Below are 16,530 nucleotides of genomic sequence, written 5' to 3' on the forward strand. Positions count from 1 at the left end.
AGCCCGCTTTTGCGTCGGCATAAGCGGGCTTCATGTGCGGGGAAAGCTGGAGCGGAGGCGGATGACTGCGGCTTTTCCACCATTCGCTTTAGCTGTTTTGGGTTGCCCCGCGTCCGCAAGCTGAGATCAAATCGACGCAAGCCGTCATGCTAACACGCTCGCGGCGTGGCGTGCAGCGCGCCACGCCGTAAGCGTTATCACTCAACCTACCGACAACTGCAGATGCAGTTGCGAACGCGACGGGCCGCCCTCGGCCGCTTCGCTGGCGGCGTCGCGGTCCGATTGCGAGGACGGCGCGAGACGCGCGGTTTCGATGCGGTCGAGATACTCGGTCGTGACATCGCCGGTCACGTAATTGCCGTCGAAGCACGAGGCCTCGAATTCCTTCAGCGCCGGGTTGATATCGCGCACTGCCTGCTTCAGGGCGTCGACGTCCTGATAAACGAGATGGTCCGCGCCGATCATGCGCGCGACTTCGTCGTCCGTGCGGCCATGGGCGACGAGTTCGCCGCGCGTGGGCATGTCGATACCGTAGACGTTCGGGTACTTCACCGGCGGCGCCGCCGAAGCGAAGATCACCTTGTTCGCGCCTGCGTCGCGTGCCATCTGCACGATTTCGTGCGAGGTGGTGCCGCGCACGATCGAATCGTCGACGATCAGCACGTTCTTGCCCTTGAACTCGATGCCCATGGCGTTGAGCTTCTGGCGCACCGACTTCTTGCGCATCGCCTGGCCCGGCATGATAAAGGTGCGGCCCACGTAGCGGTTCTTGAAGAAGCCTTCGCGGTACTCGACGCCCAGCTTCTTGGCGACCTGCATCGCGGCCGGACGGGACGAATCGGGAATTGGCATCACGACGTCGATCTCGACGTCGGGCAATTCACGCTTGATCTTCTCGGCGAGGTAGTCGCCCATGCGCAAACGCACGTTGTAGACCGGCACGCCGTCGAGCACCGAGTCCGGACGCGCGAGATACACGAGTTCGAAAATACACGGGTTCAGGCTCGGGTTAGTCGCGCATTGCTGCGAGTGCAGGTTGCCTTCGAGGTCGATGAAAATGGCCTCGCCCGGCGCAATATCACGCACGAATTCGAAACCGATACCTTCGATCGCAACCGATTCCGACGCCAGGATCCACTCGACGCCTTCCGGCGTTTCCTGCTTGCCGAGGCACAGCGGGCGAATCCCGAACGGGTCGCGGAAACCGAGCAGGCCGTAGCCGGCAATCAGCGACACGATCGCGTACGAACCCCGCACCCGTCGATGCACGCCCGACACGGCCTTGAACAGCGCGGCCGGATCGAGTTGCAGGCTCGAACTGGAAAGCTGCAGTTCGTGCGCGAGCACGTTGAGCATCACTTCCGTATCGGAGTTGGTGTTGATATGGCGGCGATCGATGCGGAACATCTCATCTTTCAGCTGCTGCCAGTTGGTCAGATTGCCGTTGTGCGCGAGGATGATGCCGAACGGCGCGTTCACGTAGAACGGCTGGGCTTCTTCTTCGCTCGATGCAGAACCGGCGGTCGGGTAACGGACCTGGCCGATCCCGGTGGTGCCGGGCAGGCTGCGCATGTTGCGCGTGCGGAACACGTCGCGCACCATGCCATTGGCCTTGTGCATGTGGAAATTGCTGCCGTTCGCGGTTGCGATGCCGGCGGCGTCCTGACCGCGGTGCTGCAGAAGCAGCAGGCTGTCATAGATCAGCTGATTGACCGGAGAGTGGGAAACTACGCCTACGATGCCGCACATGGCATGTCCTTCAAAGGTACGAAATTCGTAACGGCGGCCGGTGCCTGCAATGCTCCGCGTGAGTACGCGACGGTGCGTACAGGCAACCGGATTGCGCCGGAGTCCTGCAAGCTTCCCGTGGCCACCCGCCTGATCGTCACACGTGGACGTAGGCAGCGAGCGTCTCGGGAAGCAGCGGTTTCATTATGTGCACGCCCTCGACCGCATAGGGCCGAAGCAAGGCGTTGCGCCAGAATTCCTGTTGGGGCAGTTCGGTCAAGCCTGCAAGGGCGACCAGAATCAGCACCAGAATGACCCCGCGCACGAGGCCGAACATCAAACCGAGCGAGCGGTCCACGCCGCTCAAGCCGGTTGCCTGCACAATGCGGCTTAGCAATGCGTTCAGCACGCTTGCCACCAGCACCACGCCGATCACCACCAACGCGAACGCCAGAAGCCACTGGGTCAGCGCGCCCCCCGGCCACGTGGCAGGGATAAAAGGCACGACATACCCGACGAAGCGGCACGCAATGAAAAACGCCGCGATCCAGCCGATCAGCCCGAATATCTCGGACAAAAACCCGCGCCAGGTGCCGCGCAAGGCTGACAAACCGATCACCGCCATTACAGCGTAGTCGAAGGCAGTGAACATCGCTCGCTTACTGTGCAGCGCCGCTGTTCGCGCCCGACGTCAGGCCGGCCTCACGAACCTTCGCAATTGCGGCGGAAGCCGCTGCACGATCGGCGAACGGACCAGCGCGCAATAACGTGAGCGTCGAGCCGTCGGCCTGTTTCCGATGTTCGGTATATGCGGGCACACCAGCCGCTTTCAACTTGGCGGCCCAATTACGCGCGTTAGCGTCGTTCGCAAACGCGCCGAGCTGGACGGCAAAACGGCTGCCCGGCGGCGAAGCCGGCGTGCCGGAATTCGCATCGGCGCTCGCGGCGGCGGTATTCGTGCTGTCCGCGCTCGTTGCTGGCGCGTTCGCCACGCTTTGCGCGGCGGGCGCGGGTGTGTTGGTCGATTTGGCCGGCTTGGCGGGCGCCGTGTTGGCGGCAACGGCCGGTGCCTGCGCTTTCGCAGCCGGCTTGGCGGCAGGCGCGGCGCTGGTAGCGGCGCTCTGCTGCTTCGCCGCGCCGGACTGGCCTTGCGTGGCTGCCGTTGTCGGCGCCAGGCTGGAAGCGGCAAGTGCCGTATCAGGCGCCGGGTTATCCGGGGCTACGCCGGCCTGCGTATCTTCGTCGGTCTTGGCGACCTTCGGCGCAGGACGACTTGGAATGTCGATGGAGATGTCGTCCGTGACGGGCTTAGGGTGCGAATCCAGCACCATCGGCAGAATTACCACCGCCGCGACGACCAGCGCGATCGCGCCGACGAGCCTGCGCCGAGCACGCTGCTTTTCCGGCAACGTGGGGTCGAGCAGCATCGCATCGGCATCCACGGCGCGCTCCGTGCGGCGGGTTCGCCGCTCCACGCGCTCGCCACGAGCGGCCCGAGTGGAACTGGTATTTGCGCCGCGCCGGGTGGGCGCGTCGTCTTTCTTGCCGAACGAGAAAATTCCCATGAATCGCTTGGTTCGAGCCTGGCGCCCGTTCAGTGTTGCTGCGATTTACGGTAGGCCATAACGCCTGCTACCGTATAGAAACTGCCGAAAACCACGATTCTATCATTCTCTGACGCTCGTTTTAGCGCGTCTTGGAATGCCTCCGCCGGTGTTGCGTAGCGCGTCACGCTGCTGTCGTTGGCGTCGCTCACGCCCTGCTCGCGCAAAGCCGCTTCGAGTTCTTCCGCCGAAGCCGCACGCGGGGTCGGCAAATCGGTCACGCACCAGTGGTCGATTTCGCCTTTCAGATGGGTCAGTACGCCGGCAATGTCCTTATCGCGCATCGCGCCGAACACGGCGTAGGTGTACGGAAAAAAGCCCATATTGCCGAGGTTCTGCGCCAAAACCGCCGCAGCGTGAGGATTGTGGCCCACGTCGAGCACCACGGCGGGCTTGCCGGGCAGGACCTGGAAGCGTCCCGGCAATTCGACGTTGGCGAGGCCGAGCCGGATGTCCTGCGCCGACACGGGCAAACGGTCGCGCAGCGCTTCAAGAGCGGCCAGCGCAGCCGACGTGTTGATCAACTGATTCGCGCCGCGCAACGCCGGGTAGGCGAGCGCTGAACGGCGCATGGTCGGCCCTACATAACTCCATTGCTGGCGTTCGCTGCCCGCCTGCCCTTCGTAGCGGAAATCGCGGCCAAATAGCCACAGTTCGGCGCCAATCTTCTCGGCATGATCGATGAGGGTTTGCGGCGGCACCGGATCGGCGCAGATCGCCGGCTTGCCCGGACGGAAAATACCGGCTTTTTCGAAGGCGATCTTCTCGCGCGTGTCGCCGAGATATTCGGTGTGGTCGATATCGATGCTGGTCACGATCGCGCAATCCGCGTCGAGGATATTGACCGCGTCGAGGCGACCGCCCAGGCCGACTTCGAAAATGACCGCATCCAGGCCGCGCGAGGCGAACAGGCTCATGATCGCCAGCGTCGTGAATTCGAAGTAGGTCAGCGTGACCGGTTCGGCGAGGCTCAGGCGTGCGGCTTCGACGGCTTCGAAATGCGGCAGCAGGTCTGCGTCGCTCGCCATTTCACCATTCACGCGCGCCCGCTCGTTGAACGACAGCAAATGCGGCGACGTGTGGCAGCCAACCGTGAAGCCCGCGCGCAGCAAAATCGATTCGAGAATCGCGCAGGTCGAGCCCTTGCCGTTGGTGCCGCCGACCGTGATGATCGGGCACTCAAACGACAACTTCATCGCGTCGCGTACCTGCGTGATACGGCCCAATCCCATGTCGATGCCGACAGGATGCGCGGATTCAAGGTGCGTGAGCCACGCGTCGAGGGTGGGGAATGTGGTCATCGAGTGAATCTGTGCTGCGTTGCGAGACCGTGATTATCCCGGAAATGACAACGCGCCGCTTGATGACTCTCGCGGCGCGCTATTTTTTTACTGCTTTTCCGATGGCAGCCGCGCCTGAAAGCGCACGGCGCGGCTGTTGATGCGAAGCTTACGCGACCGCGTCAGCCGGCTGATGGCTCAACAGCGCCATCAATTGCGCGATTTCTTCACGCAGCTTGCGACGGTCGACGATCATGTCGACCGCGCCCTTCGTCAGCAGGAACTCGGCACGCTGGAAGCCTTCCGGCAGCTTTTCGCGCACGGTTTGCTCGATCACGCGCGGGCCGGCGAAGCCGATCAGCGCCTTCGGCTCGGCAATCACCACGTCGCCCAGGAACGCGAAACTCGCCGACACGCCGCCCATGGTCGGATCGGTCAGCACGGAAATGAACGGCAGCTTGGCTTCGGCGAGCTTGGTCAGCATTGCCGTGGTCTTCGCCATTTGCATCAGCGAAAGCAGGCTTTCCTGCATCCGCGCGCCGCCCGAAGCGGTGAAACAGATAAACGGCACCTTCTGTTCAAGCGCGTTCTGGGCGCCGCGCACGAAGCGCTCCCCAACTACCGAGCCCATCGAGCCGCCCATGAACGAGAACTCGAAGCATGCGACCACCACTGGCAGCGTGTGGATGGCGCCGCCCATCACGACCATGGCGTCGGTTTCGTCGGTGTCGTCCATCGCCTCTTTCAGGCGGTCCGGGTACTTGCGGCTGTCTTTGAACTTGAGCGCGTCAACCGGCACGATTTCCTGGCCGATCTCGTAGCGGCCTTCCGGATCGAGCAGGCTGTCGAGCCGCTCACGCGCGCCGATGCGCATGTGGTGGTCGCACTTCGGGCAAACGTGCAGATTGGCCTCGACGTCGTTGCGGTACAGCACGGCTTCGCACGACGGGCACTTGATCCACAGGCCTTCCGGAATTCCCTTGCGGTTCTTCGGGTCGGTTTGTTTGATTTTCGGCGGGAGCAGCTTATCGATCCAGCTCATATTGAATCCTTCTGGGGTCAGCGGTTGCGCAAACGGCGGGACAAACCCGCCGTTCACACTACAGACGACAAAAATAACTGTTATCGGGCAGTCGCGACGCTGTCGATCGCCTCGCGCACCTCGGCGACGAAGCGCGTGAGCGTCTCGGCGGCAGCTTCAGGCGCCGCTTGTTCGAGCAACTGCACGATACGGCTGCCGATCACGACGGCATCGGACACTTCGGCCACCAGACGCGCTGTTTGCGCGTCGCGGATGCCGAAACCGACGCCCACCGGCAGGGGGACGTGCGACTTGATGGCCGGGATTTTACTCGCGATGCTGGAAACGTCCAGATTTGCCGCGCCGGTCACGCCCTTCAACGACACATAATAGACGTAACCGCTCGCAATTTTACCGACTTGGGCGATACGTTCGTCCGTGGACGTGGGCGCAAGCAAAAAAATCGGATCGATGCCAGCAGATCGCATCTGTTCGGCGAAGTTAGCGCACTCTTCTGGCGGATAGTCGACAACCAGCACGCCGTCCACCCCGGCTTCTTTCGCCGCCTTGGCGAAGGCCTCTGTGCCCATGCGCTCGATCGGATTCGCGTAGCCCATCAGCACTACCGGCGTCTTGTCGTCGGTTTCGCGGAAGCGCTTCACGTCGGCCAGCACGTGACGCAGCGACACACCATGCGCCAGCGCGCGTTCGGACGACTGCTGGATCACCGGGCCGTCGGCCATCGGGTCGGAAAACGGCACGCCAAGTTCGATCACATCGGCGCCGCCGGCAGCGAGCGCGTGCATGAATTCGACCGTGCGAGCCGGATCCGGATCACCGGCCGTCATGAACGGAATCAGGCCCTTCCTACCTTGGGCGGACAACGCAGCAAACGTGTTCTTGATACGGGACATGGAATATTCTCGGATTTTTAAGCTACTGCGCGCTTATTGCGCCTCGGTTTGCCGCTCAGCCTTGGCCGCATTCTTGCGGGTTTTGCGGGCGGCAATGGGCGCCGACGCGGCCGCGCTAACGCGTTCGCGCGCTATTGCGCAGTAACTTTCATTGATCTCATAGCCGACGAATTCGCGCTGCTGCCGGGCGCAAGCAACTGCGGTGGTGCCGCTGCCCATGAACGGGTCGAGCACGCGCCCGCCCTTCGGACAACTTGCCAGCACCATCCGCTCGACAATTTCCAGAGGCTTCTGGGTCGGGTGATCAACGCGCTCGGCATGTTGCCGATGCAGCCGGGATACCGACCAGACATCCTTGGGATTATAGCCAAGCTCCAGCCACTTACTGCCTTCGAACAGCTTACGCGAACGCGCCTTCTTCGTGACGGCATCGTACGGGATGCGGACGGGATCGAGATCGAAAAAGTAATCTTTCGACACCGCGAAAAAACCGATGTTGTCGTGCACCGAAGTAAAACGGCGCACCGTTCCACCCATGCTCGGCACACGCCGGTCCCAGATGATTTCGTTGATCATCGTGAGTCTTGTCTTCAGGAAACTGAAGATTTCCGGCGCGTACTGCCATGTGCAGAAGATATAGAGCGAACCCGACGGCTTGAGCTTCGGAATAGCCAGCTCGAGCCAGCCACGCGTCCAGGCGAGAAAATCCTCGCCGGAACGCATGTCGGAGTCGTTGCCATAATCCTTGCCGAGCCCATAAGGCGGATCGCACAGGATCAGGTCGATCGACCCGTCGGGAATGTTCGACACATCGGACAAAAAATCGCGGTTCAACAGCCGGATACCGGCGGGCACCTGCGGCAATAAGGGTGCAGGCACCTCGGCCACCACGACCTCGGCGACCGGGGTCGTGGTTTCAAGTGCCGGTTGCGGCTCGTCGAACTCGTCGCGCATCGTCGCGGCGCTCAGAACTGAATGCCCGATCGCTCAGCGACCGTGTGCATATCCTTGTCGCCGCGGCCCGACAGATTGACCAGAAGGACCTTGTCCTTCGGCAGTGTCGGCGCGAGCTTCGCGGCATAGGCCAGCGCGTGGCTGGATTCCAATGCCGGAATAATGCCTTCGATGCGGCAGCAATCGTGGAATCCCTTAAGCGCCTCTTCGTCGGTGATGCTGACATATTGCGCGCGCTTGCTGTCTTTTAGCCATGCATGCTCAGGACCGACGCCCGGATAATCCAGACCGGCCGAGATCGAATGCGTCTCGATGATCTGCCCGTTCTCGTCTTGCAGAAGATAAGTGCGGTTACCATGCAGCACACCCGGACTGCCGCCGATCAGCGAAGCCGCATGGCGGCCGGTTTCGATCCCGTCACCGGCAGGCTCAACGCCAATCAACTGAACAGAAGTGTCGTCAATGTACGGGTAAAAGATACCCATTGCATTCGAACCACCGCCAACGCACGCAATTACAGCATCCGGTTGACGGCCCACCAGTTCAGGCATCTGCACCTTGCACTCGTCGCCGATCACGCGCTGGAAGTCGCGCACCATCATCGGATACGGGTGCGGTCCCGCCACTGTGCCGATGATGTAGAAGGTATTTTCGACGTTGGTCACCCAGTCGCGCATCGCTTCATTGAGCGCGTCCTTCAGCGTGCGCGAGCCCGACTGCACGGGCACGACGCTCGCACCGAGCAGTTTCATCCGATAGACGTTGGCGGCCTGGCGGCGCACGTCTTCCTCGCCCATGTAGACCACGCATTCCATGCCGAAGCGCGCCGCGATGGTCGCAGTCGCCACACCGTGTTGGCCCGCGCCGGTTTCCGCGATCACGCGCGGTTTGCCCATGCGCTTTGCGAGCAGCGCCTGGCCGATCACGTTATTGATCTTGTGCGCGCCGGTGTGATTCAGATCTTCACGCTTAAGGAAGATCTGCGCGCCGCCGAGCATTTCGCTCCAGCGCTGTGCGTGATAAATCGGGGACGGACGACCCACGAAATGCTTCAGTTCGCGCTCGTATTCGGCGACGAATTCCGGGTCTTTCTGATATTTCTCATATGCGGCACGCAGCTCGTTGAGCGCATGAACCAACGTTTCGGCAACGAACACGCCGCCATATGGGCCGAAATGGCCTCTTTCGTCAGGCAAGTTATACATGGTGATCACTCTTCTCAGTGTGGCGCGCGGTTGTCATGGGAGAAACCGCGCCGCCTGAATCATTCAGCGTCCGCCGCGCGCACTGCGCGTACGAACGCCGCCATCCGGGCGTGATCTTTCACGCCCCGGGCGCCCGGTACTTCGATGCCGCTCGAGACATCGACCGCGTACGGGCGCACGCGATGGATCGCATCACTGACGTTTTGCGCGTTCAACCCACCACTCAAAACGGCCCGACGCGCGAGCTCTGCTGGAATAAGTGACCAATCGAAAACCTTCCCGCCGCCGCCATAGCCTTCGACATGGGTGTCGAACAGAAGGCCATTGGCTGCTGAATAGTTAAGCGCTGATTTTACCAAATCTGCCGGTTGAGTATCCGCCGCAACCCGCAAAGCACGCAACCAAGGCAAACCCGCAAGACTGGCGAGCGATTCGCATTGCGCGACGGTTTCGTCGCCGTGGAACTGCAGCAGCGTGAGCCCGACGTTACTGACGACTTCGCGAATCCAGTCCTGCGTCGGGTTCACGAATAAGCCGACTACCGACACGAACGGCGGCACATCGTGCACCAGTTCGACGGCCTGCGCGACGCTCACCGAGCGCGCGCTCGGCGGATAAAACACGAGGCCGATCGCGTCGGCGCCGAGGTCGATCGCGTACGCCACGTCTTCCGGCTTCGACAGGCCGCACAGCTTGATACGCGTGCGATGCGGCACGGCGTGTTGCGATGCGCCCGCGTGAGCTTCGGCCGCCAGGTTTTCGGTTGATTTCATGGTTTCGCTTGCTCGATCCATACAGTACTCCAGGGCACGCTGCCGGTGTGCGGCGCGGGCACGGCGAATTGCTCAGGATAGCCCACCTGCGCCAGATACAGGCCGTCAGGCATGAAAGTCGGCGCAGCACAATCGCGATCGCGGCTGGCGAGCACCTCTGCCATCCATTCGGCCGGATGGCGTCCCCGGCCGATGTCGACGAGACAACCCATCAGGTTGCGCACCATATGATGCAGGAACGCGTTTGCCCGGAAGCGGAAATGAACGAAGTCGCCCTGTTGCAGGATGTCGATCTGATACAGATGCTTGACCGGCGTCTTCGCCTGACATTGCGACGAGCGAAACGCCGAAAAATCGTGCTCGCCAATCAGATGAGCGGTGGCAGCCCGCATGGCGTCGACGTCGAGCGGCGTATGCACCCAGCCAGCCCGCGTGGCCTGCATCGGCGAACGGAACGGATGGACGTACAGGACGTAGTAATACGTGCGTTCGAACGCCGAAAAGCGCGCGTGGAACTCATCCGGCATTGGCTTGGCCCATTGCACGGCGATCGTCTTTGGCAGAAACGCATTGGTGCCGCGAATCCACGAAAAATCCGTGCGATCGAGTTCCGTGTCGAAATGCACCACCTGGCCCAGGCCGTGCACGCCGGTATCCGTGCGACCGGCTACAACGGTTTGCACGGGCGTTTGTGCGAACTCGCGCAACGCCCGTTCGAGCTCATCCTGCACGGTTTTGCCGTGCGGCTGCGACTGCCAGCCACAAAATGCCGAACCGTCGTACTGGACGCCTAGCGCAATACGCTTCACGACAACGGCGCAAGCGTCGAGAGCAGCGCGCGGGCCTCGGTGCGCGTGGCCGGATCGTTCGCTTCGATCACTTCGTTGATGAGCACGCGCGCGCCGGACAGATCGCCGAGGTCAATATATTCGGCGGCCAGATCGAGCTTGTTACGGGCGATGCGGGTGAGATCGGCCGATGTGAAAACGGGCAGGGGCTGAGCCGGACTCGGCGGCAATTCAAGGTCGAAATCGAGCTTCAACGCACCGAAGCCGACCGCGCCCAGGCCTGCGACGGCTGCATGACCAGCGGTGCCCGCGGAGATTTCGTCGGCGGCGTGCGGGACGTCGTCCGGATCGTGCGGCGCCACAGCTTGCCGCGCGGTGCTTTCTGGCGATGCGACCGGCTGGGTCGCAAGCGATTCGGGCGTGCCCAGCGCTGCGTCGGGCAATTCGATGCGCGGCGGCAACGGCATGTCGAGACTGCTGAACGCGTCGACGGCATCGCGCGGAAACTCGGACGGCACGGACAGCGCGGGCGGAACTTGCGCGACCGGTGCCGGCTCGGCGTGCGACGCTTCATGAGGCGTCGCGGTTTCGACTTGCTGAGGGGGCTGCGGTTGCGTCTCGACAAGCGGATTGCCGAATGGCGACGTCGTATGCGGCTCGACCGGCTGCTGCGTGAAATCGATGACCGGAGCCGGCGTGTCGAGCGGGTGCGGCGAATCAGCGGACACGTCGTTCTTCGGCTCGGCCAGCGGCACGCTTGATGCCGGTTCGTCATCCCATTGCAGACGGTGCGGAGGCACCTCTTCCGGGAAGGTCTCGTTGACCGGCTCAAGCGGCGTGCGCGGCAACGCGTCAGCGCCGAGTTCCGCCGCGGCAGCGAGGCTCGCAGCCGTGGTCGCGCCGTCGAGGTTTTCGTGATGAGCGGAGGGAAGCGGTTCGGCCGTCGGACCGCCTTGGGCAGCCGACGTGAGCTCCGAATTCCGTTGCTCGTCTGGTTCGATGGGGGTAGGCGCCGGGTGGCTTTCCTGCAACACGTGTTGAGGCGTGTTGATATCTTGCGCAGGCAAGTCGGTGTGCAGTTGGCGGGCAACGGCCTCATGTTCCGCTGCAGCTTGTTCTGCGGCTTCACGCTCCGCTGTTGCACGTTCCTGATCCGCATGGTCGGTTGCGGCTTGTTCCGCCGCTGCATGCTCCGCCCTTTCCCGCTCCGCTGCCTCACGCTCTGCCGCCGCGTGAATTTCCGCTGCGCGCTCTGCTGCCACGCGTTCTGCCGTTTCCCGCGCCACTGCGTCAGCTTCCGCCGCCTCCCGGTCAGCCGGCGTCAGCGTTACTGCGTATCCTTGCGCCGCTTCGCCGCCTGCGTCCGACGCTTCGGGCGCCGGGGTCGGCTCGTGCGTCGAACCGGCTTCCTGTAATTCTGCCGCTCGGGCGGCAGCCGCCGCCGCATCGGCTGCCAGCGTACCCTCAGTCGCGGCAACGGCGACGCGCTTACGCCGACGCATGCGGAAAGCCGCCAACAGTACGACCAAAGCCGCACCGATTGCCGCCGCTATGCTCAAATTCGTTTGCGAGATGCCGGTGTCATTCGACGTGGAAGCCGGCACGGCGCCACTGCTGGAAACCGCAGCCGCAGACGAAGCGCCTGTGGCCGGCCGCACCGCGTTCGTCGAAGGCTTGACCGGCGCGGCAGGCGAACCGCCGATACCATGTTTTTGCAACTCCATCAGCACGCGGTTTTTCAGCGCGAGCAATTGCTGCAGGCTGGACACCTGCGCGCGCGGTTGCGACGCCGACTGCGCGGCGGCCGTTGCCGGCGTGGCTGCTGTGGCCGCCGACGCGCCTTCGGCCGCCTCGCTGGCGGAAGGCTGGATCGCACCCGACCAGACATGGGCGCCGCTGCCCGGCAACGCGGCCGCAGCTTGTGAGCCCGCCGCTGGCGCTGCCGGAGCCATCCCCGCCGCTGTCGAGCTGCCCGGCGCAACCGGACTGGCTCCAACCGTCGAGCTGCCCGCTTCTGAAACCGCCGCCGTGGCTGGTGCTGCCGCGCGAGCCGCGGCACTTGCCGCGCTTGCAGCAGCGGCATTGACCTGTGCCACGCCGCTTGCGGCGCCGACCACCGCACCGGCCGGTGCTGCATTCGGCGCGGAAGCCGACGTCACCGGCGCAGCCGATGGTGCGGCAGACGCAGACCCCGCCACCGGCGCGGAAGCGGCCAGCGCGCCCGATGCATCCAGTGCCGGAATCGTCAGCAGCGCGCCGACGCGCATCCGGCTCGGGTCATGACTCATGAAGGCATTCGGATTCGCATCGAACAGCGCGCGCGAAGCACGTGCGAGCGTCCCCTTGTCATGCGATTGGGTGACGGCGATCGCCACGTCGTTCAGCGACTGCCCGGGCCGCACCGTATATTGGCTCCCGGCGGCATAAGACACGGAGGCGCCCTCCGGCGCGCTTGCGGCGTCACCGGGCGCGGCCATCGCGCTATTCATGCCGGCACCGGCCAATGCAAACGCCAAAGCGGCTGCGGCCGTCAGTCGGCCGGTAGCTTGATGCATAAACATAGCCCGAAGGGAGGAGAATCGAAGGTTCATCGGGACCCCTGGCGCGTCAGCGCGCAGCCCTTTTTTGCGGTTGGAAAGAGACAAGATAATCGGAGCACAATGAAAAAAGCGCCGCGCAAGCGCGACGCTTCTTGAGTTTTCTACGCGTCGTGAGCGCGTAGTTTACTTTACTTGTCGAGCACAATGCGAAGCATGCGACGCAGCGGTTCCGCCGCGCCCCACAGCAGCTGATCGCCGACCGTGAAGGCCGACAGATATTCGCCGCCCATCGCCAGTTTGCGCACCCGGCCGACCGGTACCGTCAGGGTGCCTGTGACTACCGCCGGGGACAGATCGCGCATCGACGCTTCGCGTTCGTTCGGCACGACCTTGACCCAATCGTTGCCCGACGCGAGGATGCTGTTCACTTCGTCCAGCGGCACATCCTTGTTCAGCTTGATGGTCAGCGCCTGCGAGTGGCAGCGCATCGCGCCGATCCGCACGCACAGGCCATCCACCGGGATCGAACCCGGCGTACCCATGGCCGGCTTGCCGAGAATCTTGTTGGTTTCCGCGCCGCCCTTCCATTCTTCTTTCGACATGCCGTTGCCGAGATCCTTGTCGATCCACGGAATCAGCGAGCCGGCGAGCGGCACGCCGAAGTTGTCGGTCGGCATGCGGTCGCTGTTCATGGCGCTCAGCACGCGGCGGTCGATATCGAGAATCGCCGACGACGGATCAGCCAGATCTTCCTTGGCCGCACCGTACAGCGTGCCCATTTGTTGCAGCAGTTCGCGCATGTTCTGCGCGCCCGCGCCCGAAGCGGCCTGATACGTCATGGCCGTCATCCAGTCGACGAGGTTTTCGCGGAACAGGCCGCCCAGCGCCATCAGCATCAGGCTGACCGTGCAGTTGCCGCCGATGAAATTCTTCTGGCCCTTGACCAGCGCGTTCTTGATCACGTCGAGGTTGACCGGATCGAGAATGATGACTGCGTCGTCCTTCATGCGCAGCGACGAAGCCGCGTCGATCCAGTAGCCGTTCCAGCCCGCTGCGCGCAGCTTCGGGAACACCTCATTGGTGTAATCGCCGCCCTGGCAGGAGATGATTGCTTCGCACTTCTTCAGGTCTTCGATGCTTGTCGCATCTTTGAGCTTGGTCTCGTTTTTGGCGAACGACGGCGCGTTGCCGCCCGCGTTGCTGGTGCTGAAAAACACCGGTTCGATCAAGTCGAAATCGCCTTCCTGTTGCATACGTTGCATCAGGACGCTGCCGACCATACCGCGCCAACCTACGAGACCTACGTTCATGACTTCATACCCTTCGAATGGAAACTTCCCCGCATCTTTGCCGCGCAGTGACCGCGCGGGGAAGATGAGCGGGCACGACGGACGATCAGCGTTTCGTGATCGTTTTCGGGGTAATCGTTTTTGTGGTGGTAATGGCGAGCTCAACCACACGGGCCGTTTTGCCGTGCAGTTTCGAAATCGAGGAGATTTGAGCCGTCTGTGCCATCGCTACAATATACACGAAAACCGGAATCTGGCGACGCGATTGTCTGCCGCTATCGTTCGTATCACGCGCGAATCGGCCTGTTTTTAGGCCGATTCGCGTTTTAAAGGCCGCTTTGACGGTCGTCTGGCGATCTGACGGCCACCTGCCTTTTATTGCCTTACAGCGCCGCGACCACCGCATCGCCCATGGCGACGGTGCCGACCTGCTTGCAACCCGGCGTGAGAATGTCGCCCGTGCGGAAACCTTGCTCCAGCACTTTCTTCACCGCATTTTCGATGCGATCCGCCTGCTCCGCCTTGTTCAGCGAGTAACGCAGCATCATCGCCGCCGACAGAATCGTGGCCAGCGGATTGGCCACGCCCTTGCCGGCGATATCCGGTGCCGAACCGTGCGACGGCTCGTACAAGCCCTTGTTGTTCTTGTCGAGCGACGCTGACGGCAGCATGCCGATCGAACCCGTCAGCATGGCGGCTTCGTCGGAGAGAATGTCGCCGAACATGTTGCCGGTCACGACCACGTCAAACGCCTTCGGCGCCTTGACCAATTGCATCGCGGCATTGTCGACGTACATGTGCGACAACTCGACGTCCGCGTATTCCTTCGAAACGTCGATCATCACGTCACGCCAGAACTGCGACGTTTCGAGCACATTGGCCTTGTCCACGCTCGTCAGCCGTTTCTGGCGCTTTTGCGCCGCCTGAAACGCCACATGCGCGATGCGGCGTACTTCGGGTTCCGAATAACGCATCGTGTCGAAGCCTTCTTTCGCGCCTTCGAACAGCCCGTCCGGCGACGAACGCACGCCGCGCGGCGCGCCGAAGTAAATGTCGCCATTCAGTTCGCGCACGATCAGGATGTCGAGACCCGAAACGATTTCTTCCTTCAACGACGAGGCGCCCGTCAGTTGCGGATAGCAGATTGCCGGACGGAAGTTCGCGAACAGATGCAGATGCTTGCGCAGACCGAGAATGGCCTGCTCGGGGCGCAGCGCGCGTTCGAGCGAGTCGTACTTCCAGTCGCCGACGGCGCCGAACAGGATCGCGTCGGCTTCCTTCGCCAGCGCCAGCGTCGAATCGGGAAGCGGGTGGCCCTTGGCTTCGTAGCCCGCGCCGCCAACCGGCGCTTCTTCGAGCTCGAACTTTTCGCCGAGCACGTTCAGGACCTTCACGGCCTCCTTGACGATTTCGGGACCGATGCCGTCGCCCGGCAAGACTGCGATCTTCATGCGAATTCCTTGATGGTTTTCCTGGAAACTGTTGAGCGTGAATCAGCGAGCCATAGGGCTCTAAGGCTTGTCAGCCTTTAACCGACGATGCGGTGATTCAGCCACGGCTGCTTCGCGATCCGCTCGGCTTCGAACTGGCGAATCTTGTCGGCATGACGCAGCGTGAGGCCGATATCGTCGAAGCCATTCAGCAGGCAGTACTTGCGGAAGCCCGCGACTTCGAACGGATACGCGGTGTTGCCATCCGTTGTGCGTACGACTTGCGCGTCCAGGTCGATGGTCAACTGGAAGCCATTGAATGCGTACGTTTCATTGAACAGGTGATCGACTTGCTGCTCGGTCAGCACGATCGGCAGCAGGCCGTTCTTGAAGCAGTTGTTGTAGAAAATATCGGCGAAGCTCGGCGCGATGATCGCGCGGAAGCCGTATTGCTGCAGCGCCCACGGCGCATGCTCACGCGAGCTGCCGCAGCCGAAGTTCTTGCGCGCCAACAGCACCGACGCGCCCTGATAGCGCGGCTGATTCAGCACGAAATCCGGATTCAGCGGACGCTTCGAATTGTCCTGACCCGGCTCGCCGTGGTCGAGGTAACGCCATTCGTCGAACGCGTTCGGGCCGAAGCCCGTGCGCTTGATCGACTTCAGGAATTGCTTCGGAATGATCGCGTCCGTGTCGACGTTCTCGCGATCGAGCGGCGCCACGACGCCGGTATGTACGATGAATTTATCCATGACGCTTGCGCCTGTTTCAAGACCGGGCGATGCGCGCGGCGGCCGGAAAGCCGCTCGCCGCATTGCCGGCAAAAAATCAAAAACCGCTTATTTGTCAGCGTGATTGCTGATCGAATTGCCGAGGTGCGACATGTCCTCGCCGAATCCGTGCACCGTGTTGCAACCGGCCAGACCGAGCAATAGCCCGGCTAGCGTACCGAGTGCGAAGCGGCGCAATAGAGTGGTGCGATTCATGTTTTTCATCATGCGTGT

The 16,530-nt window shown here is 62.6% G+C and carries 15 protein-coding genes; all 15 read right to left on the reverse strand.

The annotated features are described in order from the left end of the window. Positions 1-201: 201 nt before the first annotated feature. The 15 genes from purF to HWX91_RS00775 all read right to left on the reverse strand — a co-directional run bounded on the left by purF (position 202) and on the right by HWX91_RS00775 (position 16,524). Positions 202-1,749, reverse strand: a complete 1,548-nt coding sequence (gene purF, locus HWX91_RS00705) for an amidophosphoribosyltransferase (protein WP_028196128.1) — start codon at positions 1,747-1,749, stop codon at positions 202-204. A gap of 136 nt (positions 1,750-1,885) precedes the next feature. Further along, complete coding sequence (locus HWX91_RS00710) at positions 1,886-2,380, reverse strand: CvpA family protein (RefSeq protein WP_028196127.1); 495 nt, start codon at positions 2,378-2,380, stop codon at positions 1,886-1,888. 7 nt (positions 2,381-2,387) lie between these two features. Beyond that, complete coding sequence (locus HWX91_RS00715; RefSeq protein ID WP_028196126.1) at positions 2,388-3,293, reverse strand: SPOR domain-containing protein; 906 nt, start codon at positions 3,291-3,293, stop codon at positions 2,388-2,390. Positions 3,294-3,322: 29 nt separating this feature from the next. Further along, on the reverse strand, positions 3,323-4,633 hold the full coding sequence (gene folC, locus HWX91_RS00720) for a bifunctional tetrahydrofolate synthase/dihydrofolate synthase (protein WP_028196125.1): 1,311 nt from the start codon (positions 4,631-4,633) through the stop codon (positions 3,323-3,325). A gap of 148 nt (positions 4,634-4,781) precedes the next feature. Continuing rightward, the gene (gene accD, locus HWX91_RS00725) at positions 4,782-5,654 is read right to left on the reverse strand and encodes an acetyl-CoA carboxylase, carboxyltransferase subunit beta (RefSeq protein WP_028196124.1); all 873 of its coding nucleotides are present in this window, start codon (positions 5,652-5,654) and stop codon (positions 4,782-4,784) included. An 80-nt stretch (positions 5,655-5,734) separates the two neighbouring features. Continuing rightward, complete coding sequence (gene trpA, locus HWX91_RS00730; RefSeq protein WP_028196123.1) at positions 5,735-6,547, reverse strand: tryptophan synthase subunit alpha; 813 nt, start codon at positions 6,545-6,547, stop codon at positions 5,735-5,737. A gap of 33 nt (positions 6,548-6,580) precedes the next feature. Next, positions 6,581-7,501: a DNA-methyltransferase gene (locus HWX91_RS00735; RefSeq protein ID WP_028196122.1), complete on the reverse strand. Its 921-nt coding sequence runs from the start codon at positions 7,499-7,501 to the stop codon at positions 6,581-6,583. Positions 7,502-7,512: 11 nt separating this feature from the next. Beyond that, a complete protein-coding gene (gene trpB, locus HWX91_RS00740) occupies positions 7,513-8,706 on the reverse strand; it encodes a tryptophan synthase subunit beta (RefSeq protein ID WP_028196121.1) in 1,194 nt (397 codons plus the stop codon). A 59-nt stretch (positions 8,707-8,765) separates the two neighbouring features. Further along, the gene (locus HWX91_RS00745; RefSeq protein ID WP_028196120.1) at positions 8,766-9,479 is read right to left on the reverse strand and encodes a phosphoribosylanthranilate isomerase; all 714 of its coding nucleotides are present in this window, start codon (positions 9,477-9,479) and stop codon (positions 8,766-8,768) included. Beyond that, complete coding sequence (gene truA, locus HWX91_RS00750; RefSeq protein WP_028196119.1) at positions 9,476-10,288, reverse strand: tRNA pseudouridine(38-40) synthase TruA; 813 nt, start codon at positions 10,286-10,288, stop codon at positions 9,476-9,478. Before truA ends, HWX91_RS00745 begins: the two co-directional genes overlap by 4 nt. Then, positions 10,285-12,828, reverse strand: coding sequence for a motility hub landmark protein FimV (locus tag HWX91_RS00755; RefSeq protein ID WP_244144003.1), 2,544 nt, complete (start codon positions 12,826-12,828; stop codon positions 10,285-10,287). The genes truA and HWX91_RS00755 overlap by 4 nt, the downstream gene beginning before the upstream one ends. 167 nt (positions 12,829-12,995) lie before the next feature. Beyond that, positions 12,996-14,117: an aspartate-semialdehyde dehydrogenase gene (gene asd / locus HWX91_RS00760; protein WP_027805102.1), complete on the reverse strand. Its 1,122-nt coding sequence runs from the start codon at positions 14,115-14,117 to the stop codon at positions 12,996-12,998. A gap of 362 nt (positions 14,118-14,479) precedes the next feature. Beyond that, positions 14,480-15,547, reverse strand: a complete 1,068-nt coding sequence (gene leuB, locus HWX91_RS00765) for a 3-isopropylmalate dehydrogenase (protein WP_028196117.1) — start codon at positions 15,545-15,547, stop codon at positions 14,480-14,482. Between the two features lie 77 nt (positions 15,548-15,624). Next, positions 15,625-16,278 (reverse strand): 3-isopropylmalate dehydratase small subunit, encoded by a 654-nt coding sequence (gene leuD / locus HWX91_RS00770; RefSeq protein WP_028196116.1) that lies wholly within the window; start codon positions 16,276-16,278, stop codon positions 15,625-15,627. An 87-nt stretch (positions 16,279-16,365) separates the two neighbouring features. Next, the gene (locus HWX91_RS00775) at positions 16,366-16,524 is read right to left on the reverse strand and encodes an entericidin A/B family lipoprotein (RefSeq protein WP_028196115.1); all 159 of its coding nucleotides are present in this window, start codon (positions 16,522-16,524) and stop codon (positions 16,366-16,368) included. Positions 16,525-16,530: the final 6 nt, after the last annotated feature.

It is taken from the genome of Paraburkholderia fungorum, assembly GCF_902833645.1.
Classification (GTDB): Bacteria; Pseudomonadota; Gammaproteobacteria; order Burkholderiales; family Burkholderiaceae; genus Paraburkholderia; species Paraburkholderia fungorum.

Excerpts from the sequence above, each read along its gene's own strand:
- purF (WP_028196128.1), bottom strand. The coding sequence starts at position 1,749 with ATGTGCGGCATCGTAGGCGTAGTTTCCCACTCTCCGGTCAATCAGCTG.
- HWX91_RS00710 (WP_028196127.1), bottom strand. The coding sequence starts at position 2,380 with ATGTTCACTGCCTTCGACTACGCTGTAATGGCGGTGATCGGTTTGTCA.
- HWX91_RS00715 (WP_028196126.1), bottom strand. The coding sequence starts at position 3,293 with ATGGGAATTTTCTCGTTCGGCAAGAAAGACGACGCGCCCACCCGGCGC.
- folC (WP_028196125.1), bottom strand. The coding sequence starts at position 4,633 with ATGACCACATTCCCCACCCTCGACGCGTGGCTCACGCACCTTGAATCC.
- accD (WP_028196124.1), bottom strand. The coding sequence starts at position 5,654 with ATGAGCTGGATCGATAAGCTGCTCCCGCCGAAAATCAAACAAACCGAC.
- trpA (WP_028196123.1), bottom strand. The coding sequence starts at position 6,547 with ATGTCCCGTATCAAGAACACGTTTGCTGCGTTGTCCGCCCAAGGTAGG.
- HWX91_RS00735 (WP_028196122.1), bottom strand. The coding sequence starts at position 7,501 with ATGCGCGACGAGTTCGACGAGCCGCAACCGGCACTTGAAACCACGACC.
- trpB (WP_028196121.1), bottom strand. The coding sequence starts at position 8,706 with ATGTATAACTTGCCTGACGAAAGAGGCCATTTCGGCCCATATGGCGGC.
- HWX91_RS00745 (WP_028196120.1), bottom strand. The coding sequence starts at position 9,479 with ATGAAATCAACCGAAAACCTGGCGGCCGAAGCTCACGCGGGCGCATCG.
- HWX91_RS00755 (WP_244144003.1), bottom strand. The coding sequence starts at position 12,828 with ATGTTTATGCATCAAGCTACCGGCCGACTGACGGCCGCAGCCGCTTTG.
- asd (WP_027805102.1), bottom strand. The coding sequence starts at position 14,117 with ATGAACGTAGGTCTCGTAGGTTGGCGCGGTATGGTCGGCAGCGTCCTG.
- leuB (WP_028196117.1), bottom strand. The coding sequence starts at position 15,547 with ATGAAGATCGCAGTCTTGCCGGGCGACGGCATCGGTCCCGAAATCGTC.
- leuD (WP_028196116.1), bottom strand. The coding sequence starts at position 16,278 with ATGGATAAATTCATCGTACATACCGGCGTCGTGGCGCCGCTCGATCGC.
- HWX91_RS00775 (WP_028196115.1), bottom strand. The coding sequence starts at position 16,524 with ATGATGAAAAACATGAATCGCACCACTCTATTGCGCCGCTTCGCACTC.